Raw genomic sequence first — 23,025 nt, 5'->3', positions numbered from 1 at the left:
GGCCCCTCCAGGAGGGGCCGCACACCCGTGAGGCTCACGTCGGCAGGTCCGCCGCCGCCTCCACATGGTCGAACAGTCGGTCCCCGTCCGCCCCCATGAGCAGGTACGCCTGGGCCTCGCCCACGTGGAAGTACATGCCGTGCAACTCCAGCTTCCCGTCCCGCAGGGCCCGGGCGACCGAGTCATGGGCGCGCAGATGCTCCAACTGCTGCACCACGTTGGTCAGAGAGAGCTGCTCGACCGCGTCGGCGGGCGCCCGACCGGCCAGCCTGGCGCCGGGCCGGCTGCCGTCGGCCATCCGCTCCAGGCTGGGCAGTCCGTGCCGCAGCCACCGCTTCAGCGGGGTCCGGGCGCCGCCCGGCTCGGAGTTGAGCAGCGCCTGCATGGCTCCGCAGCCGGAGTGCCCGCACACCGTGATGGAGCGCACCTTCAGCACGTCCACCGCGTACTCGATCGCGGCCGCCACCGAGTCGTCCCCGCTCTCCTCACCGGGCAGCGGGACGAGGTTGCCCACATTGCGCACCACGAACAGGTCGCCCGGACCACTGGAGGTGATCATCGAGGTGACCAGCCGCGAGTCGGCGCAAGTGAGGAAGAGCTGGTCAGGTCGCTGGCCCTCACGCGCCAGCCGGGCCAGCTCGCCCCGCACGATCGGCGCGGTGTTGCGCTGGAACGCGCTGATACCACGCGCCAGTTCATGCCCGCTCGACTCGCGGGGCGAACCCGGATCCCGCTCGGCACCGGGCGCGCCGGGCGCACCGGCGGGTCCGGCGGCCTGCGCGGTGTACGGGCGCTCGCACTGGTGGTTGCGCCAGGCCGTCCAGGGGCGGCAGCGGCAGTGGGCGGAATCGGACGGCTCGGTGATGTGCGTCCCCGGTCTGCGCCCGGTCAGCTCGACGGAACCGCCCTGCGCGGTGTGCGTCTTCTGCCAGTCCTGCAGCGATTCGTACGCCGCGTGGTCCATGAACGACCCGTCCAGCTCCACGACGGCGTCCGCCCCCTGGGGGACGAGATGCAGGGCCCGGCTGAGCCGGGGCACCGCGAGGAAGGTCAACTGCCCTCGTACGTGTACGTGATGGACTCCTTCCCTCTCGCAGTGTGTGATCCGGGTGCGGGTGAGGCGGTGCAGGGCCACCCCGACGGCGACGGCGATGCCCAGCGCCACGCCCTCCAGGACGCCGAACACGACCACGCCGAGGGTGGTGACGGCGTAGACCAGGACCTCGCGGTGGCGGGTCACCGTGCGGATGTGGTGCAGGGACACCATCTGGATGCCGACGGCCATCACCAGGGCGGCGAGCGAGGCGAGGGGGATGAACTCTAGGGCCGGGACCATCAGCAGCGCGGCGATCACTACGAGAACGCCGTGCAGCATCGTGGAGTTCCGGCTGACGGCACCCGCCTGGACATTGGCCGAACTGCGCACCGCCACACCGGCGACGGGCAGGCCGCCGAGGGCGCCGGAGACGATGTTGGCGGCGCCCTGCCCGAGCAGTTCGCGGTCCAGGTCGGAGCGGCCGACCCGGACTCCGCGGCCCGGAACGGTGCTCGCGGCGATCAGGTCGGGGCGCCCGGCCGCCAGCTTGTCGACGGCGACCGCGCCGAGCAGCGACTGCACGCTGCACACCAGCGTGGTGGTGAGCACGGCGGCGACGAGGCCCAGCACGGGTCCCTCGGGCAGTCCGGCCAGGGCGTGGCTGCTCCAGGACGGCAGATCGACCCTGGGCACGGTCAGTCCGGCGAGGCAGGCGGCGGTGGTGGCGCCGGCGACGGCCACGAGCGCGGCCGGGATCCTGCGCAGGAGCTGTCCTGCCCGGCCGGGGATGCGCGGCCAGAGGAGGAGCAGGGCCAGGGTCAGCACGCTCACCGAGACCGCGGCGGGCTGCAGACGCGCCAACTGGGCGGGCAGGGCGCGGAGATTGTCCAGGACGACGCTCTGCGGGGTGCCGCCGAGGACGATGTGCAACTGGGCGACGGCGATGGTGACGCCGATGCCGGCGAGCATGCCGTGCACGATCGCGGGGCTGACCGCCAGTGCGGTGCGGGCCACGCGCAGGCAGCCGAGGCCGAGTTGGACCACTCCGGCTAGGACGGTGATGGCGCAGGTCGTCCGCCAGCCGTAGCGGTGGATCAGGTCGGCGGTGACCACGGTGAGGCCGGCGGCGGGGCCGCTGACCTGGAGCGGGCAGCCCCCCAGCCGGCCGGCGACGATCCCTCCGACGGCGGCGGCCACGAGGCCGGCCTGCAGGGGTGCGCCGGTGGCGAGGGCGATGCCCAGGGACAGGGGCAGGGCGATCAGGAAGACCGCGATCGAGGCCGACACGTCGGCGCCCGCGATACGGAAGCGGCGGGGCGGGGTCGGCGGGGGGCTGTGGGATGGGTGGATGCGCCTCGTGTGGTGCGAGTCGCTCGGGTCGGTGGCGCGGGTGGGAACACAGGCTGACATTTTTCCCGTCTCCTCCGGGGCAGCGCGGTCGCGGAACAGGTGGTCCCCCGTCGACGACGGGGGTCGGGTCGCGGCCGTGGGTCACGGCGTGCAGCGGCGGGATGAATCAACGCTCGGTAAATGGATCGTAATGCAGAGTAAAGGACAGGCATAGACTTTCCCGGCAAATAGGTCAATAACTCACCTGAACGGGTGAAGTGGCAATTTCATCGGCTTGTCGTACTAATTCCTTCTCGGCCTCGTGCGAGCTTGGCGGCGCTGTCGTTGCCCCGAGAGAAGGAAGAAGGTGGGCGGAACATGGCCGCCACCCACAGGATTGCCGCGGGAGCCGTGGTCGCCGCGGTCTGCGCCGCCTCGCTCGCCGGTTGCGCGACCGGTGCCGACACCGCCGAGGGCGGAGCCGCCGGCCCCCAGAAGGCGAAGCCCGCCCAGGCCCCGCCCAAGCAGGTGTTCCGCCTGATCGGCGACGGCTCCACCGCGTACACCGGAGCGCAGCCGCACCTGCCCAGAGCCACCCGCCTGAAGCCCGGCGAGAAGCCACCGCAGTTCGTGGTGTTCTCCTGGGACGGCGCCGGCGAGGACAGCCAGAAGCTGTTCTCCCACTTCCGCAAGGTCGCCAAGGCGAACCACGCGACGATGACGTACTTCCTGAGCGGCGTGTACATGCTGCCGGAGGAGAAGCGCGACGAGTACAAGCCGCCGCAGCACTCCCCGGGCCGCTCCGACATCGGCTTCAACGACGAGCAGGGCATCGCCGACACCGTCAAGCAGCTGCGCCTCGCGTGGCTGGAGGGCAACGAGATCGGCACCCACTTCAACGGCCACTTCTGCGGCAGCGGCGGCGGGGTCGGCCAGTGGTCGGTCGCGGAGTGGAAGGACGAGATCGCCCAGGCGAAGAAGTTCGTGAAGTCCTGGAAGACCAACACCGGGATGACGAAGGCCTCCCCCCTGCCCTTCGACTACGACAAGGAGCTCATCGGCGCCCGCACCCCCTGCCTGGAGGGCCAGAAGAACTTCATGAGGGCCGCGAGCGAGCTTGGCTTCCGCTACGACACCAGCGGCGTCAACGAGCAGCTCTGGCCCAAGAAGAAGCAGGGCCTGTGGGACCTGTCGATGCAGCTCGTGCCCTTCCCCGGGCACTCCTACGAGCAGCTCACCATGGACTACAACTTCATGGTCAACCAGTCCGGCACCAGGACCCAGGGTGACCCGAGCAAGTACGAGTTCTGGGGCGACCAGATGCGCGACGGCCTGCTCAAGGGCTTCCACCGGGCCTACGACGGCAACCGCGCGCCGCTGATCATCGGCAACCACTTCGAGTCCTGGAACGGCGGCACCTACATGCGCGCCGTCGAGGAGACCGTCGAGCAGGTGTGCAACAAGCCCGACGTGCGCTGTGTCTCCTTCCGGCAGCTCGCCGACTGGCTGGACGCCCAGGACCCGAAGACCCTCGAGAAGCTGCGTGCCCTGGGGGTCGGCGAGACACCGAAGCAGGGCTGGCAGGAGTTCCTGTCCGGCCGGCCCGCCCCGGCGCCGAAGGGCGTACCGGGGGCACCGGCGGCCAGGCAGCGCTAGCGGTCAGGGGAGCGGCGGGGCAGTCGTGGCCGTCAGACGCCCGCGGCGGTCACCGCGCTCTCGCCGAGGACGAACGAGGGGTCGATCTGCGCCGCCAGGTCGGCCCCCGTGCGCTCGTTGCCCCAGGACCGCGCGTTCTTCAGATGGAAGTGCACCATCTGCTGGGTGTAGCGCTCCTGGTCGCGCAGGTCGTACGTGGCGTCGACGGCCGTCCGCAGCCGGCGCAGGGCGTGGCGGTTGACGTCCTCCAGGAGTGCGAACCGGGGTGGCCGGCCCTTCTCCAGGGCGCGCACCCAGTCGGAGTGCCCGATCGTCACCAGCAGGTCGTCCCCGACTTCGGCGCGGAGGAAGTCGAGGTCGTCCTGACCCTGCACCTTGTTGCCAACGACCTTCAGGACGACGCCGAAGTCGCGGGCGTACTCCTTGTACTGGCGATAGACGGAGACCCCCTTCCGGGTCGGCTCGGCGACGAGGAACGTGATGTCGAAGCGAGTGAACATGCCGGAGGCGAAGGAGTCCGAGCCCGCCGTCATGTCCACCACGACGTACTCGCGCGGCCCGTCCACCAGGTGGTTCAGGCAGAGCTCCACCGCTCCCGTCTTGGAGTGGTAGCAGGCGACCCCCAGGTCGGCGTCCGTGAAGGGGCCGGTGACCATCAAACGGACGATGTCGCCGTCGAGTTCCACCGGCCGGGCGCAGGCGTCGTAGACGGGGTTGTCCTCGCGCACCCGCAGCAGCCGCGAGCCCGCGCCGGGCGGAGTGGTCTTGATCATCTCCGTGGCTGAGGCGATCCGCGGGTTGGTGCCGCGCAGGTACTCCTTGATCAGCGGCAGCCGCTCGCCCAGCGCGGGCAGCGCGGCCGCCTGCGCCTCGTCCAGGCCGAGCGCCGGCCCCAAGTGCTGGTTGATGTCGGCGTCGATGGCGATCACCGGCGCTCCGGTCGCCGCGAGATGGCGGATGAACAGGGAGGACAGGGTGGTCTTGCCGCTGCCGCCCTTCCCGACGAAAGCAATTTTCATGTTCACCAAGAGTAGTCGGACGATAGCTGTATGTGGCAGGAGTGCGTGAAGAAGACCACTCCATCGAGGGGTGCGCGGCTGGGTTGCGTAGGGTCGTACTCATGAGTACGACAGGCGCGAACGCCGATCCGCTCGCGGCCCTGGGCTCGCTGCCCGGGGTGGCCGACTCCGTGGAGTCCGTGCGCAAGTCCGTGGACCGGGTCTACGGGCACCGTGTCATGCGGCGCCGCAGCAATGAGATCACCTCCGAGGCCGCCCTGCGCGGCGCCCGCGGCTCGGCCGCGCTGTCCGGCGCGGACTGGGCCCTCGAAGAGGTCCGCAGGCGCTCGGACTTCGGCGTCGACGACGAGGCGCGGGTCATGGGCGCGGCCCTCAGACTGACCGCTGAAGCCGGGCAGCTGCTGTCCATCTGGCGGCAGTCACCCCTGCGGGTGCTGGCCCGGCTCCATCTGGTCGCCGCGGCGACCGACGAGGACGAGATCGGGCGTCCCCGACAAGCCGGCGATGGCGTCGACGAGCCGCTCATCGAGCTGCCCCTGCCGAGCGCGGCCGAGGTCTCGGGCCGACTGGAGGGCCTGTCCGAACTGGTCATCGCGGGCAGCTCGGCCCCCGCCCTGGTCACGGCCGCCGTCGTGCAGGGCGAGCTCCTCGCCCTCAGGCCCTTTGTCTCCCACAACGGCCTGGTCGCGCGCGCGGCCGCGCGGATCGTTCTCGTCGGCAGCGGTCTCGACCCGAAGTCGGTCTGCCCGGCGGAGGTCGGTCACGCCGAACTGGGCCGTGCGGCCTATCTGGCGGCGCTCGACGGATACGTCTCCGGCACCCCCGAGGGCATGGCCGCCTGGATCGCCCACTGCGGCAGCGCGATCGAACTGGGCGCGCGCGAGTCGACGGCGGTGTGCGAGGCGCTCCAGCGCGGCGCGGCGTGAACTCCCTGGAACAGGGTTGCGGCGGTACGAAAGGATTCGTACCGCCGCTGGCATGTTCACCGGGTTACCAAGCGTCCTCGATATATTGCCCATCAGGTCGGGAACTTCGCCCGTCACCTGGTGCGGCTGGCCCGTAATCGACGGGTCGACGTCGCGTGGGTGCTCGGTGTCCATGCTCGGTCCGTGGGGCCAAATGCGTTTTTAAGGTGATCCTCTCGGATGTCCTTGGTCTCGCGGGCCGCTAACCCCTTTGTACTCCTGGACCTGGGCAAGCGGAACCCCTGGCCGCCGTTCTTTACTTTTATCCTCAAATAGGCGCCAAGTAGGTGGAATCGACTCAGGCCACTGTCGACCGCCGTCGATTCGCGTACCAGACGAGCCCTGCCGTCGCTGCCGCCGCTCCTATCGCGGCGACCGCGACGAGCGCCGGGCGGGGCGGTACGGCGAATCCGGGCAGCCGCTGCTTGAGCCGGACCGGCCGGTGGAAATCGAGAATCGGCCACCCGCGGGCGAGGGCCTCGCGGCGCAGCGTCCGGTCGGGGTTGACCGCGTGCGGATGGCCCACGGCCTGGAGCATCGGCAGGTCGGTCGCCGAGTCGCTGTAGGCGTGGCAACGCTCCAGGTCGTACCCCTCGGACTCGGCCAGTTCCTTGATCGCCTCGGCCTTGGTCGGGCCGTAGGCGTAGTACTCCACCTCGCCGGTGAAGCAGCCGTCCTCGCCCACGACCATGCGGGTCGCCACCACCCGGTCGGCGCCCAGGAGTTCGCCGATCGGCTCGACCACCTCGGCTCCCGAGGTGGAGACGATGACGACGTCCCGGCCGGCGGTGTGGTGCTCCTCGATGAGGGAGGCGGCCTCGTCGTAGATGAGCGGGTCGATCAACTCGTGGAGGGTCTCGGCCACGATCTCCTTGACCTGCTGGACGTTCCAGCCGCGCACGAGCGCGGACAGGTACTCGCGGGTGCGCTCCATCTGGTCGTGGTCCATACCGCCGACGAGGAAGACGAACTGGGCATACGCGGTCCGCAAGGCGGCCCGGCGGTTGATCAGCCCGCCTTGGTAGAAGGACTTGCTGAAGGTGAGGGTGCTCGACTTCGCAATGACCGTCTTGTCCAGGTCAAAGAAGGCAGCTGTGCGGGGCAAGGAGTGGTTTTCCACGACCCCGAGCATAGGCGCAGCCCATTCGGCGTAAGGTGAGGCGTGTGGGTTTGCCTGAGAGGGCTCTCGGGTACACCATGGAAGTCACGGATCGTTCGCGACCGTGCTAACCCGGTCCGGCTCCTCCCCCCCCCGAGTCGGCCCGTGGAGACGACCCCCACTCTCCCCCCCGGTGGGGGTCGTCGCATGTCCGGGTGGGTTTTTCTTCTTCCGTACGCAGTTCTGCGACCGCTTCGAGGCGGCTTCGGCCGCCTCTTCCGCATGCCCATGATTCGTCACTGAGTGTAGTCGTGGCGCTGCTCTGCGGAAGTCGTGCACAGGTGGCACGGGCTCACCGGTATGGGTGACGGCGATATTCACAACCGCCGAGTTGTCCACAGTTATCGACCAAGATCCACACGATTTCCGGGATCGCTGCACCGTGATTCCCACACGTCCCGCTCCGGCCGACTTCATGGCCGGTTCTGGTTTGTCGGGTGTGTTTGGCCGGTTCGTATCGGCCGTTCATATGGAGGCCGGTTGCCGGTTCTTCACATGTTTGGGAATCGCGGGGCCGAAGGGGCCTCGTGGGAGAGGCGCCGCGCGGGCCCTTTACGGGCCCTCGCGCGGCGCGGTGAAGGGGGATGGAGACCGTGACCGCAGCCGTCACACACGAGGGACAGCCGGCCGCCGGAGGGCGTCCGGGCCGGCCTTTGATCGTCACGGAGGACGAGGACCTGCTCGACGACCTGCTGCGGCTGTGCGCGGCGGCAGGGGCGACCGCCGAGGTCCATCACGGCGTGCCTCAGCCCAGGGGCAGCTGGGAGGCCGCTCCGCTCATCCTGGTCGGCGACGATGCCGCGCGGCGGGTGCGCGGGGCCGCCCGCAGGCGCGGAGTGGTGCTCGTGGGCCGGGACCAGGACGACTCCGGGGTGTGGAAGCGAGCCGTCGAGATCGGCGCCGATCACGTCCTGATGCTGCCCGACGGTGAGCAGTGGCTGGTCGACCGGATCGCCGACGTCACCGAGGGCGTCGGCCGGCCCGCTCTCACCGTGGGTGTCATCGGCGGCCGCGGCGGGGCCGGAGCCTCCACGCTCGCGTGTGCCCTCGCCGTCACCTCCGCGCGTGAGGGCCTGCGCACACTCCTGGTGGACGCCGATCCGCTGGGCGGGGGACTGGACGTACTCCTCGGCGGTGAGAGCACCGAGGGGCTGCGCTGGCCCGCGTTCGCCGCGTCGCGCGGCCGGGTCGGCGGCGGGGCCCTGGAGGAGTCGCTGCCCCGGCTGCACTCGCTGCGGGTCCTGAGCTGGGACCGCGGCGACCGCATCGCCGTCCCGCCCCAGGCCGTACGGGCGGTGCTCGCAGCGGCCCGGCGCCGGGGCGGCACCGTCGTCGTCGACCTGCCGCGCCGCCTCGACGACGGCGTCGCCGAGGCGCTCGCCCAGCTCGACCTCGGCATCCTCGTGGTCCCCGCCGAGCTGCGCGCCGTCGCCGCGGCCGGCCGCGTGGCCTCAGCGGTCGGCATGGTCCTGCGCGACCTGCGGGTGGCGGTACGCGGCCCGTACGCACCCGGCCTCGACGACCGCGAGGTGGCCCGCCTGCTCGGACTGCCCCTGGTGGGCGAGGTCCCGGTCGAGTCGGCGCTCCAGCGGCCACAGGGGAGCGGATCACCGCCGGGGGCGGCCGTACGGGGACCGCTGGCGCGGTTCTGCAAGGAGTTCTGGGAGCGCGCGTTGACGGAGGCGGGGGCGGGGGCGGCATGAGCGTGTTCTCAGGGTTCGAAGGGGTGAACGGCGCGGAGGGTGGTTCTGCCAGGGGGCGGCGGACGGGTGAGCCGACCGCGGGTTCCGTTGAGCGACGGCGCTCGGGTGACGCACCGGTCGGCACCGTCGGACGGCCGCGGTCAGCCCTGGCGGGTGTGCCTACGGCGGTCGCGGCAGCCGGTACGGACATGGCCCCCGGGCTGCTGGCCGGCGTACGGCAGTGGCTGGCCGAGAGTGGAGCCGAACCGACGCCCGCGCGGGTGGCACAGGCGCTGCGCGAGCAGGGACGGGTCCTCGGGGACACCGAAGTGCTGGGCGCGGCCGAGCTGTTGCGGTCCGAACTGGTCGGCAGCGGGCCCCTGGAACCGTTGCTAGCCGACCCGTCGGTGACGGACGTCCTCGTGTCCGCGCCGGACCGGGTCTGGGTGGACCGGGGCGGCGGACTCGAACTGACCGCCGTCGCCTTCCCCGACGCGGCCGCCGTACGACGGCTCGCGCAGCGACTCGCCGCGGTGGCGGGGCGGCGCCTCGACGACGCCCGGCCCTGGGTCGACGCCCGGCTGCCCGACGGAACGCGGCTGCACGCGGTGCTTCCCCCGGTCGCCGTCGGCTGTGCCTGTCTGGCGCTGCGGGTCGTCCGGCCCCGCGCCTTCACGCTGGACGAACTGGTCGCGGCCGGCACGGTCCCGCCGGGCGGGGACCGGGTACTGCGGGCGCTGCTCGACGCGCGGTTGTCCTTCCTCATCAGCGGCGGGACGGGCACGGGGAAGACAACGCTGCTGAGTGCGCTGCTGGGGCTCGTCGGGCCGGGTGAGCGGATCGTGCTCGCGGAGGACTCGGCGGAGCTCAGGCCGGACCATCCGCACGTCGTCCGGCTGGAGACGAGACCCGCCAACCAGGAGGGCGCCGGACTCGTCACGCTCGAGGACCTGGTGCGTCAGGCCCTGCGGATGCGGCCGGACCGGCTCGTCGTGGGCGAGGTGCGTGGGCCCGAAGTGGTGCATCTGCTGGCCGCCTTGAACACGGGCCATGAAGGCGGGTGCGGGACCGTCCACGCCAACGCGGCGGCCGACGTACCGGCCCGTCTGGAGGCGCTGGGCACGGCTGCCGGACTCGACCGGGCCGCGCTGCACAGCCAGTTGGCGGCCGCCCTGTCGGTCGTGCTGCATCTCGTGCGCGACCGGGCCGGCCGGCGGCGGATCGACGAGGTTCGGGTGCTGGAGCGGGATTCCACCGGGCTGGTGCGGACGGTGCCGGCGCTGCGGTGGGGAGCGGAGGCGTTCGCGTACGAGCGGGGGTGGGAGCGGCTGCGAGGGCTGCTCGGGGGTGCGATGCGGGGCCCGGGAGAGGGCGGATGACTCGGAGGGGCCGGGAGCGACGGGACGGCGACGAGAGAGCTCGGACGGTGAGAGGACGTGGTGATCGGAATGGGGGAGATGCCGGTGGGATCGACGGGAGTGGCCGTGGGGTGTTTCGGGGCGGCCGTGTGGCTGTGGGGCGGACGGCGTTCCGGGATGCGGCGGGCGCAGCTGCTGCTGGCCGGCGGCGGGATGGCGGGAGTGGGGCCTCCGCCGTGGCGGCGACTGGTGCGGGAGCTGCGGCGGGTTCGTGGGCGGCTGGGGTTCGAGTGGTGGGCGGCGGCCGCCGGGCTGGTGCTCGCCGTACTGGGGGCCTCGGTGCTGCCGGTCGTCGCGGGGGCGGCCGGGGTGCCGTTGCTGCGGCGGGTGCGGCTGACCCGGGAGGAGCGCCGGGTGCGTGAGCGGCGGACGGACGCGGTGATCGCGCTGTGCGCGGTGGTCGCCGGGGAGGTGCGAGCGGGTCGCCAGCCGGGGGAGGCGCTGGTGGGGGCCGTGCGGGACTTCGAGGGGGCGGGAGACGGTGGGGCCTGCTCGGGTGGGCCCGGCCCTGGAGCGCCGGAATCCGGTGGGCTCGGGGAGACGCAGGCCACTGTGTTGGCGGCGGCCCGGTTCGGCGGGGATGTGCCGACGGCGCTCGCGGCGGCGGCCCGGCGGCCCGGTGCCGAGGGGCTGCTGGGGCTCGCCGCGTGCTGGCGGGTGGCCGTGGACCAGGGCGCGGGGCTTGCGGCCGGGCTGGACCGGCTCGAAGGGGCGTTGCGGGCCGAGCGGGACCAACGGGCCGATCTGCGCGCCCAGTTGGCGGGAGCGCGGTCCACGGCGTGGATGCTCGCCGCGCTGCCCGTGCTCGGGCTGAGCCTGGGTGCCGCCCTCGGCGCCGATCCCCTGCACGTCCTTCTGCACACCGGGACCGGGCTGGGCTGCCTGCTGGTCGGCGGCCTCCTGGAGGGCGTCGGGATGTGGTGGGCGACGCGGATCGTACGGGGAGCCGAGGCGGCATGAGCGCGGAAGTTGTCCACAGGCTGGGGGCGGTTTTGGGGACCGCACTGGTGGTCGCCTGGCTCGCCCGGTGGGCCGCCGCGGCGCGGCGTGAGCGGATCCTGCGGCGGCGGCTCGGAGAGCTGCTGGCCGCCGCGGAGGCAAGGGCCGAGGGCCCGCGGTTCGAGGCGCGGGAGTTCGCGCGGCGGTGGCTGCCCGTGCTCGGCGTCGGGTGCGCCGGGTGGGTACTGGTCGGCGGGGTCGCCGGTGCCGTGGTCGGACTGGCCGTCGCGGCGGGGTTGTGGCGGTGGCGGCTACGTCAGACGGCCGGCGTGGGTGTCGGGGAGGCCGACGCGCGCGAGGCGGCCCGGCAACTACCGCTCGCCGCCGACCTGCTGGCCGCCTGTATCGCGGCGGGCGCCGGTCCCGTGATCGCCGCACAGGCCGTGGGCGAGGCCCTGGGCGGCCCTGTGGGAGAGGGACTCGCGCGCGGGGCGGCGGAGGTACGGCTCGGCGGCGAACCGGGTGACGCCTGGCGAAGGCTTGCCTCGACACCGGGCGCCGGAGCGCTGGCCCGGCTGCTGGAACGCGCCGATGTGACCGGCCTGCCCGCGGCCGGACCGGTCGCCGGGCTCGCGGCGGACGCCCGGGCCGACTGGGGGCGAGCCGCGACGGCACGGGCACGGAAGGCCGCCGTACTGGTCACCGCGCCGGTGGGGCTGTGTTTCCTGCCCGCGTTCATCGCCATCGGCGTGCTGCCGATCGTGGTCGGGCTCGCGGGAGGGGTGCTGGGAGGGGGTGCGCGATGACGGCCGGCGGTCGGTGAACCGGCGTACGAGCAGGCGGACGAACAGGCCGACACGTCAACAGACGAGCAGTCGGACGAGCAGTCAGACAGTGATCAACAGGACTGATCCTTATGGGGGTTGAGATGTACAGGACGGTACGGGCGCGGATGCGTGCCCTGGTGTGCAGGACGATGTGCCGGGTGCGGTCGATGCGCGGGGACGAGGGAATGGTCACCTCCGAGTACGCGATGGGGATCGTCGCCGCGGTGGCGTTCGCGGTGGTGCTCTACAAGGTGGTGACGAGCGGGGCCGTCAGCGCGGAACTCCAGGCCATCGTGAAACGGGCCCTCGATGCGAAGGCGTGAACGGGCGGCGGACCAGGGGTTCGTGACGGCGGAGTCGGCCATGGTGCTGCCCGTGCTGGTGATGTTCGCGATGGCACTGGTGTGGGGGCTGCTCGTGGTGGCCGCGCAGATCCAGTGTGTGGACGCGGCCAGGGCGGGCGCCCGCGCGGCGGCCCGCGAGGACCCCGACGAGGCGGTCGTCCGGGTGGCTCGGGACACGGCACCGCGCGACGCGGAGGTGACGGTCGCCCGGGAGGGCGACCGGGTCCGTGTCGTGGTCGTGGCGAAGCCACCCGCGCTGCACGGCCTGCCCTTCGAGGTGCGGGAGGAGGCCGTGGCCCTGGTGGAGGCGACGGTGGTGACGAGCGATGAAGGGGGGTGAGGGGTGGTGCTTCGGAGCGCGGGTCGCCGCCGGGCGGTCAGTGGTGGGCCGGTCCGCGCGACGGCGTCACCCGAGCGGGCGGTTCGCCGACGTCCGGTTCGGCGCCGTGCGGTGGGCGAGGGCCCGGTTCGTGAAGGCGGGGCGGTTCGTGGTGGCCCGCGCCGGCGGTGAGCGGCATTTTGCCGACGCCCGCCGCACTGTCGGCCGGTTCGGCGATGTCCGTCGTGCTGCCGTCCGGTTCGCCGGCGCTCATGTCGCCGCCGATCGTTCGGACCGGGGTTCCGCCACCGTCTGGAGTGTCGGTGCCATCGCGGTGCTGTGTGTGGTGTTCGGGGCCGTGTTGGCCCTCGGGCAGGCCGTCGTCGTACGGCATCGGGCTGCCGGTGGCGCGGATCTCGCGGCGCTCGCGGCGGCGGACCACTGGGCCGACGGGTCCGCGGTGGCCTGCGCCCGGGCGGAGGAGGTGGCGCGGGACCAGGGTGCGCGGCTCGTGCGGTGCGCGATGGTCGGCGAGATCTCCGACGTGACGGCGGCCTCGGGACGGGGGCCGTTCACGGCGGAGGTCAGGGCCCGGGCGGGGCCTGCGGGGCCGGTTCCGTCGGAGGCTCCGCTTCCGTCGGCTCTCGACGGCTCTGCGGCGACGCCTTCCGGGGTGTCCCGGGTTCCGGTGCCCGCTGGAGGTCCGGCCGCTTTTGCAGACCGGGTTCCAGGACTCCGGGGAGCCCTTCCTCCGGCGACCCGGGATGTCCCCCGTCCGGCCCCGCGGGGAGCCCCTCCTCCGGTGCTCCCCGCAACAGCACCGTGAGGAGCCGTACCGCCCCCCTCTTGTGCAGCGGGTCGTTGCCGTTGCCGCACTTGGGGGACTGGATGCAGGACGGGCAGCCGGCGTCGCACTCGCAGGAGGCGATGGCCTGGCGGGTGGCGGTGAGCCAGGCGCGGGCGGTGTGGAAGGCGCGCTCCGCGAAGCCCGCGCCGCCCGGGTGGCCGTCGTAGACGAAGACCGTGGGGAGCAGCGTGTCGGGGTGGAGGGGGATGGAGACCCCGCCGATGTCCCAGCGGTCGCAGGTCGCGAAGAGCGGGAGGAGGCCGATCGAGGCGTGTTCCGCGGCGTGCAGGGCGCCGCCGAGGATCTCCGGGTTGATCCGGGCCTCGTCGAGCTGGTCCTCGGTGACCGTCCACCACACGGCGCGCGTGCGGAGCGTGCGAGGAGGGAGGTCGAGTTTCGTCTCGCCCAGTACTTCACCGGTGATGAGGCGTCTGCGGAGGAAGGAGACGACCTGGTTGGTGACCTCGACGGAGCCGTAGCACAGGCGTCCGTCGCCCCAGGGGATCTCGGTGTCCGTCTCCAGGACGGTGATGGAGGTCGTGTCGCGGGCGACCGTCGAGTAGGACGGGTTCGCCTCCTCGACCAGGGCGACCGAGTCCTCCAGGTCCAGGGAGCGGACGAGATAGGTGCGGCCCTGGTGGAGGTGGACCGCGCCCTCGTGGACGGCGGTGTGGGCGGAGCCCGCGTCGACCGTGCCGAGGAGGCGGCCCGTGCCGGACTCGACGATCTGGATGGGCCGGCCGCCCTCCCCGCGGATGTCGGTGAGGTCGGCGGCCCGCTCCCGGCGGGTCCAGTGCCAGGCCTTGGTGCGGCGGCGCAGGAGCTTCGCGGACTCCAGCTGCCCCAGCAGGCTCTCGGTCTCCGGTCCGAACAGTTCCATGTCCTCGTCCGTCAACGGCAGTTCCGCCGCGGCCGCGCACAGGTGCGGGGCGAGGACGTACGGGTTGTCGGGGTCCAGGACCGTGGACTCCACCGGCTGGTCGAAGAGGGCCTCGGGGTGGTGGACGAGGAAGGTGTCCAGGGGGTCGTCGCGGGCCACCAGGACCGCGAGGGCGCCCTGGCCGGCCCGTCCGGCCCGGCCGGCCTGCTGCCACAGGGAGGCGCGTGTGCCGGGGTAGCCGGAGATCAGCACGGCGTCCAACCCCGAGACGTCGATGCCGAGTTCCAGGGCGGTGGTGGCCGCCAGGCCCAGCAACTCTCCCGAGTGGAGGGCCTGTTCCAGGGCGCGGCGCTCCTCCGGGAGATAGCCGCCGCGGTAAGCCGCCACGCGGCGGGCCAGGGAGCGGTCGACCTCGGCCAGCCGTTCCTGGGCGATCACGGAGATCAGCTCGGCGCCGCGCCGGGAGCGCACGAAGGCGACCGAGCGCACGCCCTGCACGGCGAGGTCGGTGAGGAGGTCGGCCGTCTCCGCCGTAGCGGTACGGCGGACGGGGGCGCCCTTCTCGCCCTGCATCTCGGTGAGCGGGGGCTCCCAGAGGGCAAACACCAGTTCGCCGCGCGGTGAGGCGTCGTCGGCGACCTCGACCACCGGGAGGCCGGTTAGGCGGCGGGCGGCGACCGACGGCTCGGCGGCGGTCGCGGAGGCCAGCAGGAAGACGGGGGAGGCGCCGTAGCGGGCGCAGAGGCGGCGCAGACGGCGCAGCACCTGGGCGACGTGGGAGCCGAAAACGCCCCGGTAGGTGTGGCACTCGTCGATGACGACGTACTTGAGCGCCTTCAGGAAGGAGGACCAGCGGGAGTGGGACGGGAGTATCCCGCGGTGCAGCATGTCCGGGTTGGTCAGCACGTAGTTGGCGTACTGGCGGATCCACTCGCGTTCCTCGAACGGCGTGTCGCCGTCGTAGACCGCGGGGCGCACGGAATTGGCCAGCGGTTGTGAAAGTTCCTTCACCGAGCGGCACTGGTCCGCCGCCAGGGCCTTCGTGGGGGACAGGTAGAGCGTGGTGGCGCCGCGGCCGTTCGGGGCCTCGGAGCCGTCCAGGAGCGTGGAGAGGACCGGCACGAGGTACGCCAGGGACTTGCCGGAGGCGGTGCCGGTGGCGACGACGACCGACTCGCCGTCCAGAGCGTGTTCGGCCGCGCGTGCCTGGTGGGCCCAGGGGTGCTCGATGCCGCAGGCCTGGACGGCCGAGATGACCTCCGAACGGATCCGGTCGGGCCAGACGGCATGGCGACCCGCACGTGGGGGCAAGTGCTCCGTATGAGTGATGCGCGCAGCCCGGCTCGGCCCGGCGGCGAGCCGGTCCAGGACCGTGCTCGGCGTGGGGCGGGGACCGGCGTCCGTCGAGGGTCGATCGGATCGGAGATTCTTGGCCATCGGCACCGAGTGTGTCACTGGCGTGACGGACAATGGGACCAAGGCGTCGTGCACGCCTGCCGGTAAGTGATTGAATGCCATCGCGGCTGGCGAACCGTCCCGGGGGCTCTGCCGAGGTGTCCCGAGGGGCGACCGCTCGATAGCAAGGTGCTGGAGGATCCGTGGACCTGTCCCTGTCGACCGAGACCGTCGGCGATCGCACGATCGTCAGGGTCGGTGGCGAAATCGACGTATATACCGCGCCCAAGCTGCGCGAGCAGCTGGTCGAGCTGGTGAACGACGGCAGTTTCCACCTTGTCGTCGACATGGAGGGCGTGGATTTCCTCGACTCCACCGGGCTCGGCGTACTGGTGGGCGGACTGAAGCGGGTGCGTGCCCATGAGGGCTCGCTGCGCCTGGTCTGCAACCAGGAGCGCATTCTCAAGATCTTCCGAATCACCGGCCTCACCAAGGTGTTCCCTATTCACACCTCGGTCGAGGAAGCGGTGGCGGCGACCGACTGACCCGTTCCCGGGCCCGTGCCCGGATCGGCAGGAGGACGTCGGCAGAAGCAAAAAGAAGGGGTCCGGGCTTTCGGCGGCCCGGTCCCCCGACAGCACGCCCGTAGTTCCGAGGGGGATGCATGGCCACCGTTGAACTCCGCTTCAGCGCGCTGCCCGAGCACGTCAGGACCGCCCGACTGGTGGCGGCAGCGGTGGCGCGCAGGTCCGGAGTGGACGAGGCCGTCCTCGACGAGGTCAGGCTCGCCGTCGGCGAGGCCTGCACCCGTGCCGTCGGACTGCACCAGAGCGGCGGCATCACCGCGCCGGTCAAGGTGCTGCTGATCGAGGAGGAGAAGCAGTTCTCCATCGAGGTCGGCGACGAGGCACCGCGTTCGGTCCCGGGTGACCGGGTGCCGGGCGCACTGGGCGAGGAGCCCGACCCGGAGACCGAGGAGGACGAGATGGGCCTCGCGGTCATCAGCGGCCTCGTCGACGACGTCGAGGTCACCGCAGGGGAGCATGGCGGTCAGATCCGTATGACCTGGCCGACCACGCCGCCGGCCGTAGCACTCCCCTGATTTTCTCCCCGGTTCGCATCAGATTTCTGTTCGACATGCGGAAGGGCCCCACCACCCTGGTGGGGCCCTTCCGCATGTCGGCGTGGGCTTTCTGTGCCTACAGTGGTCTGGTGCGATGCGTTTCGTGAATTGGTTCACGATCAAGATATCGGCCATGAATGCCTTCGAGGCATTACTGCTTTCAGGTTCTGTAAAGGCGAATTCCGATTACCGCGCCCTGTTTTGATCAGGGCGGGGTACCTACAATCCGTCCACATCTTGAGCTCAGCCCAAGCGTCAAGGAGGACGAATGGCGGGGCTTTCTACCCCTGATCAGTTGGACCAGCCCACAACAACCCTCGCGGCCGCGGTGCTCACCGACGACAACCGGGTACTGATCGCGGTCATCGCGGTCGTCGCCCTGGCGGCGCTCGTGGTGGCAGGCGTCCTGGTGCGCCAGGTGCTCGCGGCCGACGAGGGCACCGACAGCATGAAAAAGATCGCAAAGGCCATCCAGGAAGGCGCGAACGCCTATCTGGCACGCCAGCTGCGCACGCTCGGCGTATTCGCCGTCGTCGTGTTCTTCCTGCTCATGCTGCTGCCCGCGGACGACTGGAATCAGCGTGCAGGCCGATCCGTGTTCTTCTTGATCGGCGCGGCGTTCTCGGCGGCCACCGGCTATATCGGCATGTGGCTCGCCGTGCGCAGCAATGTGCGTGTGGCCGCGGCGGCACGAGAAGCCACTCCGGCGGAAGGTGAGCCGGAAAAGGATCTCATCGCCGTCTCGCACAAAGCCATGAAGATCGCTTTCCGTACGGGTGGCGTCGTCGGCATGTTCACGGTGGGGCTCGGTCTGCTGGGCGCCTCCTGTGTGGTGCTGGTGTACGCGGCCGACGCGCCGAAGGTCCTGGAGGGTTTCGGTCTCGGCGCGGCGCTCATCGCGATGTTCATGAGGGTCGGCGGCGGCATCTTCACCAAGGCCGCCGACGTCGGCGCCGACCTGGTCGGCAAGGTCGAGCAGGGCATCCCGGAGGACGACCCGCGCAACGCCGCGACCATCGCCGACAACGTGGGCGACAACGTCGGCGACTGCGCGGGCATGGCGGCCGACCTCTTCGAGTCGTACGCCGTGACCCTCGTCGCCGCGCTGATCCTCGGCAAGGCGGCCTTCGGCGATTTCGGACTCGCCTTCCCGCTGCTCGTCCCGGCGATCGGCGTGCTCACCGCGATGATCGGCATCTTCGCGGTCGCCCCGCGCCGCTCCGACCGCAGCGGTATGTCGGCGATCAACCGCGGGTTCTTCATCTCCGCGGTGATCTCGCTCGTGCTGGTGGCGGTGGCCGTCTTCGTCTACCTCCCGGGGAAGTACGCCGACCTCGACGGCGTCACCGACACGGCGATCAGCGGCAAGGACGGCGACCCGCGGATCCTCGCGCTCGTCGCGGTGGCGATCGGCATCCTGCTCGCCGCCGTCATCCAGCAGTTGACCGGCTACTTCACCGAGACGACCCGCCGTCCGGTCCAGGACATCGGCAAGACCTCGCTCACGGGGCCCGCCACCGTCGTCCTCGCCGGTATCTCGATCGGTCTCGAGTCGGCCGTCTACACCGCCCTGCTGATCGGCCTCGGCGTCTACGGGGCGTTCCTGCTCGGCGGCACCTCGATCATGCTGGCGCTGTTCGCGGTGGCGCTGGCCGGCACCGGCCTGCTCACCACGGTCGGTGTGATCGTCGCCATGGACACCTTCGGGCCGGTCTCCGACAACGCGCAGGGCATCGCCGAGATGTCCGGCGACGTCGAGGGCGCGGGCGCGCAGGTGCTCACCAACCTGGACGCCGTCGGCAACACCACCAAGGCCATCACCAAGGGCATCGCCATCGCCACCGCGGTCCTCGCGGCGTCGGCGCTCTTCGGGTCGTACCGCGACGCGATCACGACCGGCGCGCAGGACGTCGGCGAGAAGCTCAGCGGGAACGGCGCGCCGATGAGCCTGATGATGGACATCTCACAGCCCAACAACCTCGTCGGCCTCATCGCGGGCGCGGCGGTCGTCTTCCTCTTCTCGGGGCTGGCGATCAACGCGGTGTCGCGGTCGGCGGGGGCCGTGGTGTACGAGGTGCGGCGGCAGTTCCGCGAGCATCCCGGGATCATGGACTACAGCGAGGAGCCGGAGTACGGCAAGGTCGTCGACATCTGCACCCGGGACGCCCTGCGCGAGCTCACCACGCCCGGTCTGCTCGCCGTGATGGCGCCGATCTTCATCGGGTTCACGCTCGGCGTCGGCGCGCTCGGCTCGTTCCTGGCGGGCGCGATCGGATCGGGCACGCTGATGGCGGTGTTCCTGGCGAACTCCGGCGGCGCCTGGGACAACGCCAAGAAACTCGTCGAGGACGGTCACTACGGCGGCAAGGGCAGTGAGGCCCACGCCGCGACGGTGATCGGCGACACCGTCGGCGACCCCTTCAAGGACACCGCGGGCCCCGCGATCAACCCGCTGCTGAAGGTGATGAACCTGGTGGCGCTGCTGATCGCACCGGCGGTGATCAAGTTCAGCTACGGCGAGGACAAGAGCATCGGCGTACGGATCTTCATCGCCGTCCTCGCGTTCCTCGTGATCGCCGGAGCGGTCTACGTCTCCAAGCGGCGCGGTATCGCCGTGGGTGACGAAGACAACGAGAAGAAGGTGGCCAAGTCGGCGGATCCCGCGGTGGTTTCGTAGGTCCTGGCTCAAGGCCCAGCTCAAGGGGCGGGCGGGCGGCGCGCGTTCAAGCGCCGCCCGCCCGTCTTGTGCGTGCGCGCCGCTCAGTCGTGAGGCTTCTCTCGCGTGGTGCGAACCATGACAAACAGGCTCTATTCGTGATGTTCGGTGTGCGGGTGCGGTGCGTGTGCTGTGTAAGGTCCGGGGGCTGAGAGGCCACGGAAGGGACCGATCCGGTGAACAAGAAACTCGCGGCCGCACTGTCCGGCGGTGCGGTACTGGTACTGGCGCTGACGGGATGCGGTGGCAGCGAGGACAACAAGGAACTCGACGCCTGGGCCAAGAAGGTCTGTGACCTGGTACCGGCCCAGAACAAGAAGATCACGGCGGCCTACGACGCGATCACCAAGGCGGCCGAGGACACCGAGAGCACCCCGGCGGAGCTCCAGAAGGCCGACTCCCAGGCATTCCAGGACCTGTCCGACGGCTACAAGGCGCGGGCCACGGTCATCCAGAACGCCGGGGCGCCCCCCGGTGCCGAGGACGGCGCGAAGAAGCTCCAGGAGGCCGTCAAGCAGCTCACGGCCCTCTCGGCGTCGTACGCCGACATGAAGACGCAGGTGGACGGGCTCGACACCAAGGACCAGGCGAAGTTCGCGACCGGTCTCAAGGACGTCTCGGCCGAGATGAAGAAGGTGGAGACGCAGCGTCAGACCGCCCTCAACGCGCTGAAGGACCTGGAGTCGGGCGACACCAAGCAGGCACTGTCCGAGCAGTCGGGCTGCAAGCAGGCGTCCACGTCGCCGGCGGCGTCCGCCTCGGCGACGGACAGCTGAGCGGGCGCTGGGCCACCGGCGGCTGACCGGGAGGTCACCCCGCTTGCGCGGCGCACGGTCCGCGCAGAGGCCCGCACGCCCGGCTATGGCTACGCCCGGCGCGAGCCATCGCCGGGCGGACGCCGCCTCGCTGGGCAGCCCCGGCCGCCCTCGGCGCCGCGCCGTTGCGCCGTTGCGCGCCCGTGCCGGCCTTCGTGGCCGAGCCGCGCCGCGAGTCGCTCGGTGAGGCGTGCCGCGGGGCGGGCGCGGGCCACAATGGGGGCGTGAGTACTTCGAGTCTGCCCACGCTGCCCGCCGCGCCCGCTCCCGGCCGTCCCGATGTCACCGCCCGGCTGCGGGACGCCCTGCTCGGGGCCTCCTTCACCGCCGACGGGCTGCTGGAGCTGCTCGGCGCCCCCGCGTACGCGGCCCTCGCCCGCAGCGAGACCGTGCCCGCGCTCCGGGCGACCCGCGGGGACACCCCGCTGGAGGTGCTCGTACGCCTGTTCCTCCTCCAGCAACCGGTGCTCCACGCGCGCGTGGCGGACGTCCTGCCCCTCGACGCGTGTCTGGAGAGCGGCTGGCTGGTGCGCGCCGGTGCGGATGAGGTCGCCGCGACGGTGGATGTACGGCCGTACGGCGGCCCCGGTGGCGAGGACTGGTTCATCGTGTCGGACCTGGGCTGTGCCGTCGGCGGCGCCGGTGGCATCGGCAGCCGGGAGGAGGGCGTCGTCCTCGGCGTCGGCGGTGCCTCCACGACCCTGGCCGGCATTACCGTGCGCACGCCCGTCGGCTCCGCCCTCGACCTCGGCACCGGCTCCGGGATCCAGGCCCTGCACGCCGCACAGCACGCCACGCGCGTGACGGCGACCGATCTCAACCCGCGCGCGCTGCACATCACCGCGCTCACGTTGGCCCTGTCCGGCGCCCCGGCGGCCGATCTGCGGGAGGGCTCGCTGTTCGAGCCCGTCAAGCAGGGGGAGACGTACGACCTCGTCGTCTCGAACCCGCCCTTCGTGATCTCGCCCGGTGCGCGGCTGACGTATCGGGACGGCGGGATGGGCGGGGACGATCTGTGCCGCTCGGTCGTTCAGGGGGCGGGAGAGCTCTTGAACGAGGGCGGGTTCGCGCAGTTCCTCGCCAACTGGCAGCACGTCGCGGGGGAGGACTGGCAGGACAGGCTCAGGTCGTGGGTGCCGCGCGGGTGCGACGCGTGGATCGTGCAGCGCGAGGTGCAGGACGTCACGCAGTACGCCGAGCTGTGGCTCAGGGACGCCGGTGACCACCGCGGCGACCCGGCCGAGTACCAGGCGCTGTACGACGCCTGGCTGGACGAGTTCGAGGCGCGCAAGGTGAAGGCCGTGGGCTTCGGCTGGATCACCCTGCGCAGGACGGGCTCCGCCGTGCCCTCCCTCACCGTGGAGGAGTGGCCGCACCCGGTCGAGCAGCCGCTCGGCGACACCGTCCGGGCACACTTCGAGCGCCTCGACTATCTGCGCGCCAACGACGACGCGGCCCTGCTGGAGGCCCACTTCAAACTCGTGCCCGAGATCGTCCAGGAGCAGGTCGGGCTGCCCGGCGCCGAGGACCCGGAGCACGTGGTGCTGCGCCAGCACCGCGGCATGCGCCGGGCCACCAAGGTGGACACCGTCGGCGCGGGCTTCGCCGGCGTGTGCGACGGCTCGCTGAGCGCGGGCCGCATCCTCGACGCGATCGCCCAGCTCATGGACGAGGACCCGGTCATGCTGCGCGACCGTACGCCCGCACAGATCCGGGTGCTGGTGGAGCAGGGGTTCCTGGAACCGGCGTGACCGCACCACCCCGGAAATGAGCTCCTCTCCATGGCCGGTGTGAAGTTGAGAGAACCCAGTCCGACCTGGTGATCGGCGCTGTTCAGGTCCCGGCCGGAATGAGCGCGACCGAAAGCAGGGATTCACCAAGATCGTGTGCGCGGAAACCCCCGTCGGCGCGGTCTGAATCCGGTCGGATTTCGTGCCGGATCCGGTGCGGGCCGGTCGCAGAAGTGCGGGATCCGGGTGAGAAGCGGGCGAGAACCGGACGAGATCCGCGAGCGTCGCGGGCGGCCGGGGTGGCGGGTCCGGCGGTCGGCCGGGGGCCGGTCAGGGGGTGTCCGCGGCCGTGTCGGCGCGGCGTTCACCCAGGGTTCGTCCGCCCGCCGCCCGCGCGTGCCAGTCTCCGTCACAGGCGCACGCGCGGCCGGGAGAAAAGGGGCACGGGAAACCATGGAGAGCGGACCGGCGATCTTCGCGGGAATGGTGTTCGCCCTGTTCGGAGGAGGGCTGCTGGTGTGGACCGCGGCCCGGGTACGGCATCGCGAGCCCGTCGCCCACGGTGTGAGTCCCGTCGCATCCGCGACCCTCGCGACTCTCGCCGGGCTCCTCACGCTGGCCCTCGGCGCATGGTGCTTCACCCGCCTCTAGGACGGCTCCTGGCAGGTCGTCGCAAGCGGGTCGACCGGTAATGGGGAGATCACCCTCCGGATGAGCCGGAAAAGGCCGGTGGGTACTCCGGGCGGCAGGAATGGCGGTAGTCGGGTTACCGTTCGAGTGGCCGTTGCGGGCTTTTCCCGTTTGACACGGGGGCGGGATGTACCGT

The 23,025-nt window shown here is 71.5% G+C and carries 19 protein-coding genes and 1 pseudogene; 15 read left to right on the top strand and 5 right to left on the bottom strand.

Translation table 11 applies throughout. The annotated features are described in order from the left end of the window. Window positions 1–34 precede the first annotated feature (34 nt). Complete coding sequence (locus ABZT02_RS20530) at window positions 35–2,446, bottom strand: SulP family inorganic anion transporter (RefSeq protein WP_356019395.1); 2,412 nt, start codon at window positions 2,444–2,446, stop codon at window positions 35–37. Between the two features lie 297 nt (window positions 2,447–2,743). Here ABZT02_RS20530 and ABZT02_RS20525 point away from each other — a divergent pair, with 297 nt between their 5' ends. Next, complete coding sequence (locus tag ABZT02_RS20525; protein WP_356019394.1) at window positions 2,744–4,021, top strand: hypothetical protein; 1,278 nt, start codon at window positions 2,744–2,746, stop codon at window positions 4,019–4,021. A gap of 32 nt (window positions 4,022–4,053) precedes the next feature. Here ABZT02_RS20525 and ABZT02_RS20520 read toward each other — a convergent pair whose 3' ends face one another. Further along, window positions 4,054–5,040, bottom strand: coding sequence for an ATP-binding protein (locus ABZT02_RS20520; RefSeq protein ID WP_356019393.1), 987 nt, complete (start codon window positions 5,038–5,040; stop codon window positions 4,054–4,056). Between the two features lie 101 nt (window positions 5,041–5,141). Between ABZT02_RS20520 and ABZT02_RS20515 the strand changes: the two genes are divergently transcribed. After that, window positions 5,142–5,966, top strand: coding sequence for an oxidoreductase (locus ABZT02_RS20515; RefSeq protein WP_356019392.1), 825 nt, complete (start codon window positions 5,142–5,144; stop codon window positions 5,964–5,966). A gap of 337 nt (window positions 5,967–6,303) precedes the next feature. Here the strand turns inward: ABZT02_RS20515 and ABZT02_RS20510 are convergent, their stop codons facing one another. Beyond that, entirely contained in the window at window positions 6,304–7,137 is an 834-nt protein-coding gene (locus ABZT02_RS20510) for an HAD family hydrolase (protein WP_356019391.1), read from the bottom strand. Window positions 7,138–7,748: 611 nt separating this feature from the next. On the opposite strand from ABZT02_RS20510, the gene ssd reads away from it, so the two are divergent. The 6 genes from ssd to ABZT02_RS20480 all read left to right on the top strand — a co-directional run bounded on the left by ssd (window position 7,749) and on the right by ABZT02_RS20480 (window position 12,714). Further along, window positions 7,749–8,867 carry a septum site-determining protein Ssd gene (gene ssd, locus ABZT02_RS20505; protein ID WP_356019390.1) on the top strand — a complete coding sequence of 373 codons (1,119 nt, stop codon included), beginning with the start codon at window positions 7,749–7,751 and terminating at the stop codon, window positions 8,865–8,867. Window positions 8,868–9,055: 188 nt separating this feature from the next. Then, window positions 9,056–10,225, top strand: a complete 1,170-nt coding sequence (locus tag ABZT02_RS20500) for a TadA family conjugal transfer-associated ATPase (protein ID WP_356019648.1) — start codon at window positions 9,056–9,058, stop codon at window positions 10,223–10,225. Window positions 10,226–10,303: 78 nt separating this feature from the next. Next, window positions 10,304–11,224 (top strand): type II secretion system F family protein, encoded by a 921-nt coding sequence (locus tag ABZT02_RS20495; protein WP_356019646.1) that lies wholly within the window; start codon window positions 10,304–10,306, stop codon window positions 11,222–11,224. Then, a complete protein-coding gene (locus tag ABZT02_RS20490; RefSeq protein ID WP_356019389.1) occupies window positions 11,221–12,009 on the top strand; it encodes a type II secretion system F family protein in 789 nt (262 codons plus the stop codon). Before ABZT02_RS20495 ends, ABZT02_RS20490 begins: the two co-directional genes overlap by 4 nt. A 122-nt stretch (window positions 12,010–12,131) precedes the next feature. After that, complete coding sequence (locus ABZT02_RS20485; protein ID WP_356019388.1) at window positions 12,132–12,353, top strand: DUF4244 domain-containing protein; 222 nt, start codon at window positions 12,132–12,134, stop codon at window positions 12,351–12,353. Beyond that, complete coding sequence (locus ABZT02_RS20480; protein WP_356019387.1) at window positions 12,340–12,714, top strand: TadE family type IV pilus minor pilin; 375 nt, start codon at window positions 12,340–12,342, stop codon at window positions 12,712–12,714. Before ABZT02_RS20485 ends, ABZT02_RS20480 begins: the two co-directional genes overlap by 14 nt. A gap of 37 nt (window positions 12,715–12,751) precedes the next feature. Here ABZT02_RS20480 and ABZT02_RS20475 read toward each other — a convergent pair whose 3' ends face one another. Continuing rightward, entirely contained in the window at window positions 12,752–13,135 is a 384-nt protein-coding gene (locus ABZT02_RS20475) for a hypothetical protein (protein WP_356019664.1), read from the bottom strand. Here ABZT02_RS20475 and ABZT02_RS20470 point away from each other — a divergent pair. Beyond that, a pseudogene (locus ABZT02_RS20470) lies at window positions 13,022–13,312 on the top strand (Rv3654c family TadE-like protein); the annotation flags it as partial. The gene ABZT02_RS20475 and the pseudogene ABZT02_RS20470 sit on opposite strands and share 114 nt — an antisense overlap. On the opposite strand, the gene ABZT02_RS20465 reads toward ABZT02_RS20470, so the two are convergent. After that, window positions 13,278–15,938 carry a DEAD/DEAH box helicase gene (locus tag ABZT02_RS20465; protein WP_356019386.1) on the bottom strand — a complete coding sequence of 887 codons (2,661 nt, stop codon included), beginning with the start codon at window positions 15,936–15,938 and terminating at the stop codon, window positions 13,278–13,280. The pseudogene ABZT02_RS20470 and the gene ABZT02_RS20465 sit on opposite strands and share 35 nt — an antisense overlap. 80 nt (window positions 15,939–16,018) lie before the next feature. Here ABZT02_RS20465 and bldG point away from each other — a divergent pair, with 80 nt between their 5' ends. The 6 genes from bldG (at window position 16,019) to ABZT02_RS20435 (ending at window position 22,850) form a co-directional block, all read left to right on the top strand. Then, window positions 16,019–16,360, top strand: a complete 342-nt coding sequence (gene bldG / locus ABZT02_RS20460; RefSeq protein WP_006132569.1) for an anti-sigma factor antagonist BldG — start codon at window positions 16,019–16,021, stop codon at window positions 16,358–16,360. 119 nt (window positions 16,361–16,479) lie between these two features. After that, window positions 16,480–16,917, top strand: coding sequence for an ATP-binding protein (locus tag ABZT02_RS20455; RefSeq protein ID WP_356019385.1), 438 nt, complete (start codon window positions 16,480–16,482; stop codon window positions 16,915–16,917). A gap of 289 nt (window positions 16,918–17,206) precedes the next feature. After that, window positions 17,207–19,615: a sodium-translocating pyrophosphatase gene (locus ABZT02_RS20450; protein WP_356019384.1), complete on the top strand. Its 2,409-nt coding sequence runs from the start codon at window positions 17,207–17,209 to the stop codon at window positions 19,613–19,615. A 215-nt stretch (window positions 19,616–19,830) separates the two neighbouring features. Beyond that, the gene (locus ABZT02_RS20445; RefSeq protein WP_356019383.1) at window positions 19,831–20,430 is read left to right on the top strand and encodes a small secreted protein; all 600 of its coding nucleotides are present in this window, start codon (window positions 19,831–19,833) and stop codon (window positions 20,428–20,430) included. Between the two features lie 263 nt (window positions 20,431–20,693). Further along, a complete protein-coding gene (locus ABZT02_RS20440; protein WP_356019382.1) occupies window positions 20,694–22,220 on the top strand; it encodes a class I SAM-dependent methyltransferase in 1,527 nt (508 codons plus the stop codon). A 432-nt stretch (window positions 22,221–22,652) separates the two neighbouring features. Further along, entirely contained in the window at window positions 22,653–22,850 is a 198-nt protein-coding gene (locus tag ABZT02_RS20435) for a hypothetical protein (RefSeq protein ID WP_356019381.1), read from the top strand. The last annotated feature ends 175 nt before the right edge of the window (window positions 22,851–23,025 follow it).

It is taken from the genome of Streptomyces sp. NPDC005402 (assembly GCF_040606575.1).
Lineage (GTDB): Bacteria > Actinomycetota > Actinomycetes > Streptomycetales > Streptomycetaceae > Streptomyces.
This window is presented reverse-complemented; position numbering and strand designations above follow the sequence as displayed.